Consider the following 8,751-nt stretch of genomic DNA (forward strand, 5'->3'; position numbering starts at 1 on the left):
CCCCGGGTCGGCGCATGGCGAAAGGACGCCGCCCCCCCCCCCCCCCCCGCGAGGGGAAGGGCGTCTGGATGGAGCACAGGTCCGGGCTCCCGGACAGGGCTGCCGAGTGGTCAGAAGATGTCCTTCAGGCTGAGCGGAAAGACATCTTCTGACCACTCGAGTGCGAACCCGCGAGCCCGCGAGCCCGCGAGCCCGCGAACCCGCGAGCCCGCGAGCCCGCGAGCCCGCGAGCGGACCCCTACAGGCCGCGGGCGAGGCGGTGGTACGCGGCGTTCCAGGCGACCTCGTGGCGGAAGTCGCGGATGCGGGTGTCCTCGTCGATGACAAGCAGCTCGGTCTCGACGATGCGGGCGAGGTCCTCGAAGGCCTCGAGGCCGACCGCCGTCGACATCACCGTGTGGTGCGCGGCGCCGGCGGTGAGCCAGGCCTCGGCCGACACCGGGAACGACGGGCGGGGCTTCCACACCGCGCGGCCGACCGGCAGGTTCGGGAGGTCCTCGTCGGGCTCGACGACGTCGACCACGTTGACCGTCAGACGGAACCGGTCGCGCACGTCGCTCATCGCGACGACGACGGCGGGGCCGGGGTCGGCCGAGAAGACGAGTCGCACCGGGTCGTCCTTGCCGCCGATGCCGAGCGCGTGCACCTCGAGCGACGCGCGCTGCGACGTCAGGGCGGGGCTGACCTCGAGCATGTGCGCCCCGAGGATCTTCTCCTCGCCGGGCACGAGGTGGTACGTGTAGTCCTCCATCAAGGAGGCGCCACCCGGCAGACCGGCACCCATCACGTTGGCCGCACGCACCAGCACCGAGGTCTTCCAGTCGCCCTCGGCGCCGAAGCCGTAGCCCTCGGCCATCAGACGCTGCACGGCGAGACCGGGCAGCTGCTTCAGCGCACCGAGGTCTTCGAAGTTCGTCGTGAAGGCGCTGAACCCGCCCGCCTCGAGGAACGACCGCAGACCGATCTCGATCGCCGCCCCGTCGCGCAGCGACTGGTGGCGCTCGCCACCGGCGCGCAGTGCCGGGACGACGTCGTACTCGGCCTCGTAGACGGCGACCAGCGCGTCGATCTCGGACTCGGTCGCGGCGGCGACGGCCTCGGCCAGCTCGTTGACGCCCCAGGTGTTGACCTGCACGCCGAAGGCCAGCTCGGCCTCGGTCTTGTCACCCTCGGTGACGCCGACGAAGCGCATGTTGTCGCCGAAGCGCGCCAGCTTGAGCGAACGCATGGCCGAGGCTCCGGCCGCGGCGCGCATCCACGTGCCGACCTGCTTCTGCACGCGGGGGTCGCTGACGTGACCGACGACCGTCTTGCGCGGCACTCCGAGGCGGGTCTGCATGTAGCCGAACTCGCGGTCGCCGTGCGCGGCCTGGTTGAGGTTCATGAAGTCGAAGTCGATGTCGGCCCAGGGCAGCGCCACGTTGGCCTGCGTGTGCAGGTGCAGCAGCGGCTTGCGGAGCGCGTCGAGCCCGCCGATCCACATCTTGGCGGGGCTGAAGGTGTGCATCCAGGCCGTGACGCCGATGACGGAGTCGTCGAGGTTGGCCTCGAGCATCGTGCGGCGGATCGAGTCGGCGTCGGTCAGGACGGGCTTCCAGACGAGACGCACGGGCACGTCGGAGGCGGCGGCCAGCTCGTCGGCGATCGCCTTCGACTGGTCGGCGACCTGCTTCAGGGTCTCTTCGCCGTAGAGGCCCTGGCTGCCGGTGAGGAACCAGACCTCTTTCGAGGCGAGGAAGGCGACGGGGTCGAGGGTGTCGTTCATGACAGTTCTCCTGCTGGCGCTTGGCCGTAGACGTTCTGGTACCGGTCGAACAGAGCGTCGATGCTCTGCTGAGGGATGGCGATGGGCTCGCCGAGCTGGCGGGTGATGTGCACGGTGCGGGCGACGTCCTCGGTCATGACGGCGGCCTTGACCGCGTCGCGGGCGTCTCTGCCGATCGTGAAGACGCCATGGTTCTGCATCAGCACGGCGCGGCTGCGGTGACCGGTCAGCGTCTCGACGATGCCCTCGCCGATCGACTCGTCGCCGATGATGGCGAACGGCCCGACGGGGATCTCGCCGCCGAACTCGTCGGCCATCGCCGTGATCACGCAGGGGATCGCCTCGCCACGCGCAGCCCAGGCCGTCGCGTAGGTCGAGTGCGTGTGCACCACTCCCCCGACGTGCGGCATGTTGCGGTAGACGTAGGCGTGCGCGGCGGTGTCGCTCGACGGGCTGCGCTCGCTGCCCGGGGTGCCTTCGAGCACGGTGCCGTCGAGGCGGCAGACGATCTGGTTCTCGGGGGTGAGGTCGTCGTAGCCGACGCCGCTCGGCTTGATGACGAAGAGGTCGGTGCCGGGCACGCGACCCGAGACGTTGCCGCCCGTCCAGACGACGAGGTCGTAGCGCACCAGCTCGGCGTGCAGCGCCGCGACGTCTTCGCGGGTGGCGTCGATGGCGGCCTGCGTCGCGCGATCGATCCAGCCGCTCATGCGGAGGCCTCGATGCTCGCGTCGGCGGCGGTCTGCTCGACCGAGTCCGCGCCTCCTCGGCTGTCGCCGTCGGCCCCGGGAGCAGGAGCCGAGGAGGCGCGGGTCGCCTCCCGACGCATCGCCCGCAGGCGGTGCATCACGTCGTTGCCCCCGCGACCGAACCAGTCGTGCAGCAGCAGGTACTCGGCGTAGAGCGCGTCGTAGGCGTCGGCGTTCGCGGGGTCGGGCGTGTAGGTGGCCCGCTCGACGCTGCCCATCGCCTCGGCCGCGGCGCGGATGTCGGCGTACGCGCCGGCGGCGACCGCGGCGTGGATGGCCGAGCCGAGGGCCGGGCCCTGCTCGCTGGTGATCGTCGAGATCGGCAGACGCAGCACGTCGCTGTAGGTCTGCATCAGGTGCTTGTTCTTCAGCAGACCGCCGGCGGCGATGAACTCGGTGACGGGCACGCCCGACTCGTCGAAGGCCTGCACGATGCGGCGCGTGCCGAAGGCCGTGGCCTCGAGCAGCGCGCGGTAGCCGTCGGCGGGCGAGGTGGCCAGGGTCTGACCGACGATGACGCCGCTCAGCTCGTGGTCGACGAGCACCGAGCGGTTGCCGCTGTGCCAGTCGAGGGCGACGAGACCGTGGGCGCCGACCGGCTGCTCGTAGGCGACGTCGGTGAGGTGCTGGTGCACGCTCTTGCCGGCGGCCGCGGCCGCGTCGACGGCCGACTGCGGCACCTGGTTCTTGACGTACCAGGCGAAGATGTCGCCGACGCCCGACTGCCCGGCCTCGTAGCCGTAGAGCCCGTCGACGATGCCGCCGTCGACGACGCCGCACATGCCGGGCACCTCGGCGAGCTTGTCGCCGTTCATCACGTGGCAGGTGCTCGTGCCCATGATCGCGACCATCTGACCGGGCTGCGTGGCCTTCGCGGCGGGGGCCGTCACGTGCGCGTCGACGTTGCCGACCGCGACGGCGATGCCCTCGGGGAGGCCCGTCCAGCCGGCGGCCTCGGCGGTCAGCGTGCCGGCGGCGTCGCCCAGCGCGCCGATCTCGTGCACGACCTTCGACTCGGCGAAGTCGGCGAAGTCGGGGTTCAGCGCGGCGAGGAACTCGCGGCTCGGGTACTCGCCGTCCTGGTAGATGCCCTTGTAGCCGGCGGTGCAGGCGTTGCGGACGTAGCGCCCGCTCAGCTGCCAGACGATCCAGTCGGCGGCCTCGACCCAGTGCTCGGTCGCGGCGTAGACCTCGGGGTCCTCTTCGAGCAGCTGGAGGCCCTTCGCGAACTCCCACTCGCTCGAGATGAGCCCGCCGTAGCGGGGCAGCCACGACTCGCCGCGCTCGGCCGCGAGCTCGTTGATGCGGTCGGCCTGACCCTGCGCGGCGTGGTGACGCCAGAGCTTGACGTAGGCGTGCGGGTGACCGGCGAACTGCTCGAGCTCGTTCAGCGGAGTGCCGTCGGCGGTGGTCGGCACCATGGTGCAGGCCGTGAAGTCGGTGCCGATGCCGACGACCGACGAGGGGTCGACGCCCGCGGCGGCGAGGGCCTCGGGCACGGCCTTCTTGAGCACGTCGACGTAGTCGGACGGAACCTGCAGCGCCCAGTCGGCGGGCAGGCGCTCGCCCGTGCCGGGGAGGGTCGTGTCGACGACGGCGTGCGAGTACTCGTGCACGCCGGTGCCGAGCTCGGCCCCGTCGGAGACCCGCACCACGACGGCTCGGCCGCTCAGCGTGCCGTAGTCGACGCCCACCACGTAGGTCTCGGCGGGTGCGGCTGAGCCGGGGGCGGTCGGGGGAGCGTGATCGACCATGATGACCTCTTCGTCGTCGGGGTGGGCGGAGTGATCCGCGCCGAAAGTGAGCGCTCACATCATGCCATGTGAGCGCTCACTCTCGCCACCCCGCGCCCGGCTCCGCGCGTCGATGCGACTCGTTCGGCGGATCAACCGGGGTCGACTACGCAGAACGAGTCACCTCGACGACTCGCGCGCAAGCCGCGCCTGACTCCGCGCGTCGATGCGACCCATTCGGCGTATCAGACGCGGCCGACTGCGCAGAACGAGTCACCTCGACGACTCGCGCGCAAGCCGCGCCTGGCTCCGCGCGTCGATGCGACTCATTCGGCGTATCAGACGGGGCCGACTGCGCAGAACGAGTCACCTCGACGGCACGCACCGTAGCCGAGGCTGTTGCCGCGCATCGAGGCGACTCACTCGGCGGATCGGACGGGGCCGACGACGCAGAATGAGTCACTTTGACGATTCGCACGCCACCCGGGGCTGTCGCCGCGCATCGATGCGACTCATTCCGTGGATTCGACGGGGCGGACTACGCAGAACGAGTCACATCGATGGCACGGCGCAACGCAGCGCAGCGCGGCGCAGCGTCAGCGCAGCAGCGCGCGGCGCCTCAGCTGTAGTCGTGCCCGGCGACGCCCGTCGCGCGGTAGACGACCGGGTCGGCGTCGGCGGTCTCGGGGTCCAGCTCGTACGTGATGTCCTCGCCGTCGGCTGCCCCGGGCCGGGTCAGCGACTTGACCGGCGCGCCGTCGATCGGCTGGAGCTGCTCGGTCGACACCTCGGCGCCGTCTTCGCCGACGAACGACGCGGTGTACGTCGACTCGTCGCTCATGCCTGGACGTCTCCGCGCCATGCGCCCGTCTCGGAGCCCTTCGACTCGATGAACTCCTTGAAGTTCTTGAGGTCCTTCTTGATGGCGTGGTTGTCGGCGCCGAGCGTGTTGCCGATCTTCTCGAGGAATCCCTCGGGGGTCCAGTCGATCTGCACGGTGATGCGCGTCTCGGAGTCGCTCAGCTTGTGGAACGTGACGACGCCGGCGTGGTCGACCTCGCCGCCGGTGCTGTTCCAGGCGACGCGCTCGTCGGGGTGCTGCTCGGTGATCTCGGCCTCGAACGTCTTCTCGACCGGTCCGACCTTGACCTTCCACACCGTGAGGGTGGGCGTGGTCTGGGTGATCGACTCGACCTCGTCGAGGAACTTCGGGAAGTCCTCGAACTGGGTCCACTGGTTGTAGGCGACGCTGACGGGCACGCTGACGTCGACGGTCTCGATTGCTTGCGACATGTTTCGTCCTTCGTTCTGCTGGTGGTGCTCGGTCTGCAGTGGACGGTAGGTCCGCGACCGGCGCCGCGTCCGCGCTTCCAGCGGATTGGCAGGGCCGAGGAGGCGCGGGTCAGGTGGTCGCGCGCCGCACCAGCTCGGTCGGCAGCGTCATCGCCGCGGGCTTCTGACCGTCGATCAGCTGCAGCAGCAGCCGCACCATCTCGGAGCTGATCCGGTCGAACGGCTGGCGCATGGTGGTCAGCGCGGGTTCGGTCGACGCCGCGATGCTCGAGTCGTCGAAGCCGCCGACGGCGACGTCGTCGGGCACCCGGCGGCCCGCCGCGGCGAGCGCGTCGAGGGCGCCCGCGGCCATGCGGTCGTTGGCCGCGAAGACGGCGTCGACGTCGGGCGACGCCGCGAGCAGGTCGGTCATGGCGGCCTCGCCGCTGGCCCGCGAGTAGTCGCCGTGACGGATCAGCGACTCGTCGAGGTCGTCGCCGAGCTCGGTGCGGTAGCCATCGAGTCGGGTGATGCCGCCGGGGGTGTCGAGCGGGCCGGCGATGGTCGCGATGCGGCGGCGGCCGAGCGAGCGGAGGTGCGCCACCATCTCGCGGGCGCCCTCCTCGTCGTCGGCGGCGACGTACCCCATGCGCCGCTGGTAGCCGAGCGGGATGCCGCACGCGATGGCGGGCACGCCTGACCCGACGATGTCGGCGAGCAGACGCTGCCCGCTGTGCGCCGAGACGAGCAGCACGCCGTCGACGTGGCCCGCCTCGATGTAGGCCACGGCGCGCTTCTGCTCGGCCGACGACCCCGCCATGATCAGCACGAGCGACATGTCGCTCTCGGCGAGCGCCGCCGCGGTGCCCTTCAGCAGGGCCGAGAAGTTGGGATCCTCGAAGAGCTGCTGGTGGTCTTCGGTGAGGAGGAACGCGACCGAGCCGGTGCGGTTGGTCGCGAGGCTGCGGGCGTGCGGGTTGACCCGGTAGCCGGTCTTCTTGATCGCGGCGTCGACGGCGGCCTTGGCGTCGGGGCTGACCCAGCGACCGCCGTTCAGCACCCGCGACACGGTGCCCCGCGAGACGCCCGCCTGGTCGGCGACGTCGTTGATCGTGGGCCGCTGGCGACCGGGAGTGCTCGTCACGCGGCCAGCCTAGGGGGCTGCCGACCCGCGCCTCCCACTACTTGACGGCGCCGGCGGCCAGGTCGACCCGCCAGTACCGCTGCAGCACCAGGAAGATCAGGATCAGCGGGATGACCGACAGCAGCGCCCCGGTGATGACGAGCGTGTAGAGCGCCGGCGCCGACGCGCCCTGGTTGAGCAGCCCGTTCAGGCCGACCGTCAGCGGGAACAGCGAGTCGTCGCCGAGCATGATGTACGGCAGCATGAAGTTGTTCCAGATGGCGACGAACTGGAACAGGAAGATCGTGACGAGCCCCGGGCCGAGCATCGGCACGGCGATGCGGTGGAAGATGTGCAGCTCGCCGGCGCCCTCGGTGCGGGCCGCCTCGATCACGTCGGTCGGCACGGCCGCGGCCCCGTAGATGCGGGCCAGGTAGATGCCGTACGGGCTGATGATCTGCGGCAGCAGCACGCCCCAGAACGTGTTGGTCAGGCCGACGTTCGCCAGCAGGAAGTACTGCGGGATCGCGAGGATCACCCCGGGCACCAGCACCCCCATCAGCAGCACGTTGAAGACGACCTTCTTGCCGGGGAACTCGAACTTCGCGAGCACGTAGCCCGACAGCGCCGACACGTAGGTCGAGGCGAGGGCGCCGATGCCGGCGTAGAGCGCGGTGTTGAGCATCCAGCGCCAGAACAGGCCGTCGCGGTACTGACTGAGTGCGACGAGGTTGTCGAGCAGGTGGGTGCTGGGCGCGAGGGTGAAGGTCGAGAAGAGCTCGCCGCCGTCTTTCGTGGACGCCATGACGACCCAGAGCACGGGGAACAGGCAGTAGACGGCGCCGATCAGCACGATCGCGGTCGAGACGAGGCTGCGGCGCTCGGTCAGCGAGCTGCCGCCGGGGCGACGGGTGCTGCGGGGCCGACCCGCGCCTCCGGAAGCGGTCGCCGAGGAGGCGCGGGTCGAGTCGGCGACGGAGAGGTCGCCGCGGCGGGTGGCGCCGTCGAGGTCCGTGGTGGTCATGGTCAGTCCTCCTGGCCGAAGGCTCGCTTCTGCACGACCCGGAGGAAGAAGAAGGAGACGATGAAGGTGGCGAGGGCGATGACGACCGAGGTCGCCGCAGCCGAGTAGATGTCGTCGCGGGTGAACGCGTCGCGGTAGACGAGCATCAGCGGCGACCAGCTGGTCGACAGGCTGTTCGTCAGCGGACGGAGCGTGGTGGGCTCGGCGAAGACCTGCAGCGTCGCGACCATCGAGAACAGCGCGGTCATGACGAGGGCGGGGGCGACCATCGGGATCTTGATCCGCAGGGCGATCTGCACCTCGGAGGCCCCGTCGAGTCGGGCGGCCTCGTAGATGTCGCTCGACACGGCCTTCAGCGACGTGTAGATGACGATCATGTTGAAGCCGACGCCGCCCCAGAGCGCGATGTTCGCGATGGCGAAGAGCACGGTGCCCGAGCCGAGCACGCCGGGGACGTCCCAGCCGAGCCGCTCGAAGACGTAATAGAAGGGGCTGACGGCGGGCAGGTACAGGAACCCCCAGAGCAGCGAGCTGATGACGGCCGGCACGGCGTACGGCAGGAAGATCGCGATGCGCGAGAACGACGTCGCGCGGGTGCGCTTCGAGTCGAGCAGCAGGGCGAAGAGCAGCGCGAGACCGAGCATGCAGGGCACGAGCACGAGGCCGTAGAGCAGCACGCGACCGACGCTGGCGCCGAACTCGGGGTCGGTGAGCGTGCCGATGTAGTTCTCGAGACCGGCGAAGCCCGTGCCGCGCGAGGCCGAGCCGAGACCGAGGCCCGAGACCTGCTTCTTCTGGAAGCTGAGGAACAGCGTGTAGACGATCGGCGCCGCCATGAACAGCACGAACAGGATGATGCCCGGGGCGAGCATCGCGTAGGGCGTGAGCACCCGGCTGCGGAAGCTGCCCATGCCGTGCCGGCCGACGGGCGCGGTCGCGCGACGGTCGCTTGCGGCGACCTCCGCCGGGGTGAGAGGGGTGAGCGTGTCGGCCATGACGGTTCCTCGCTGGTCGCGGACGGTGAAGGGGGTGGAGGGCGGGAGGGGCGGCGCAGGGCGCCCCCCCACCCCAGGCCCTCCGCTACA

Annotated in this window: 8 protein-coding genes; all 8 read right to left on the bottom strand. The window is 70.5% G+C overall.

What is annotated here, in order from left to right:
- Positions 1-238: 238 nt before the first annotated feature.
- The 8 genes from araA to ACZ6JE_RS05875 all read right to left on the bottom strand — a co-directional run bounded on the left by araA (position 239) and on the right by ACZ6JE_RS05875 (position 8,661).
- Positions 239-1,765 carry an L-arabinose isomerase gene (gene araA, locus ACZ6JE_RS05840; protein ID WP_464318430.1) on the bottom strand — a complete coding sequence of 509 codons (1,527 nt, stop codon included), beginning with the start codon at positions 1,763-1,765 and terminating at the stop codon, positions 239-241.
- Positions 1,762-2,475, bottom strand: a complete 714-nt coding sequence (locus tag ACZ6JE_RS05845) for an L-ribulose-5-phosphate 4-epimerase (protein ID WP_464318431.1) — start codon at positions 2,473-2,475, stop codon at positions 1,762-1,764. Before ACZ6JE_RS05845 ends, araA begins: the two co-directional genes overlap by 4 nt.
- Positions 2,472-4,268, bottom strand: a complete 1,797-nt coding sequence (gene araB / locus ACZ6JE_RS05850; RefSeq protein WP_464318432.1) for a ribulokinase — start codon at positions 4,266-4,268, stop codon at positions 2,472-2,474. The genes ACZ6JE_RS05845 and araB overlap by 4 nt, the downstream gene beginning before the upstream one ends.
- Before the next feature lie 598 nt (positions 4,269-4,866).
- Complete coding sequence (locus ACZ6JE_RS05855) at positions 4,867-5,088, bottom strand: hypothetical protein (protein WP_192060927.1); 222 nt, start codon at positions 5,086-5,088, stop codon at positions 4,867-4,869.
- The gene (locus tag ACZ6JE_RS05860; RefSeq protein WP_192060926.1) at positions 5,085-5,540 is read right to left on the bottom strand and encodes an SRPBCC family protein; all 456 of its coding nucleotides are present in this window, start codon (positions 5,538-5,540) and stop codon (positions 5,085-5,087) included. The genes ACZ6JE_RS05855 and ACZ6JE_RS05860 overlap by 4 nt, the downstream gene beginning before the upstream one ends.
- Positions 5,541-5,649: 109 nt before the next feature.
- Positions 5,650-6,663 (bottom strand): LacI family DNA-binding transcriptional regulator, encoded by a 1,014-nt coding sequence (locus ACZ6JE_RS05865; RefSeq protein ID WP_192060925.1) that lies wholly within the window; start codon positions 6,661-6,663, stop codon positions 5,650-5,652.
- Positions 6,664-6,700: 37 nt separating this feature from the next.
- Positions 6,701-7,666, bottom strand: coding sequence for a carbohydrate ABC transporter permease (locus tag ACZ6JE_RS05870; RefSeq protein ID WP_192060924.1), 966 nt, complete (start codon positions 7,664-7,666; stop codon positions 6,701-6,703).
- 2 nt (positions 7,667-7,668) lie between these two features.
- Positions 7,669-8,661: a carbohydrate ABC transporter permease gene (locus tag ACZ6JE_RS05875; RefSeq protein ID WP_464318433.1), complete on the bottom strand. Its 993-nt coding sequence runs from the start codon at positions 8,659-8,661 to the stop codon at positions 7,669-7,671.
- Positions 8,662-8,751 lie beyond the last annotated feature (90 nt).

Source organism: Frigoribacterium sp. AC759, assembly GCF_979256015.1.

Bases quoted from the DNA above. Each gene is read 5' to 3' on its own strand.
- araA (WP_464318430.1), bottom strand. From the start codon at position 1,765: ATGAACGACACCCTCGACCCCGTCGCCTTCCTCGCCTCGAAAGAGGTC.
- ACZ6JE_RS05845 (WP_464318431.1), bottom strand. From the start codon at position 2,475: ATGAGCGGCTGGATCGATCGCGCGACGCAGGCCGCCATCGACGCCACC.
- araB (WP_464318432.1), bottom strand. From the start codon at position 4,268: ATGGTCGATCACGCTCCCCCGACCGCCCCCGGCTCAGCCGCACCCGCC.
- ACZ6JE_RS05855 (WP_192060927.1), bottom strand. From the start codon at position 5,088: ATGAGCGACGAGTCGACGTACACCGCGTCGTTCGTCGGCGAAGACGGC.
- ACZ6JE_RS05860 (WP_192060926.1), bottom strand. From the start codon at position 5,540: ATGTCGCAAGCAATCGAGACCGTCGACGTCAGCGTGCCCGTCAGCGTC.
- ACZ6JE_RS05870 (WP_192060924.1), bottom strand. From the start codon at position 7,666: ATGACCACCACGGACCTCGACGGCGCCACCCGCCGCGGCGACCTCTCC.
- ACZ6JE_RS05875 (WP_464318433.1), bottom strand. From the start codon at position 8,661: ATGGCCGACACGCTCACCCCTCTCACCCCGGCGGAGGTCGCCGCAAGC.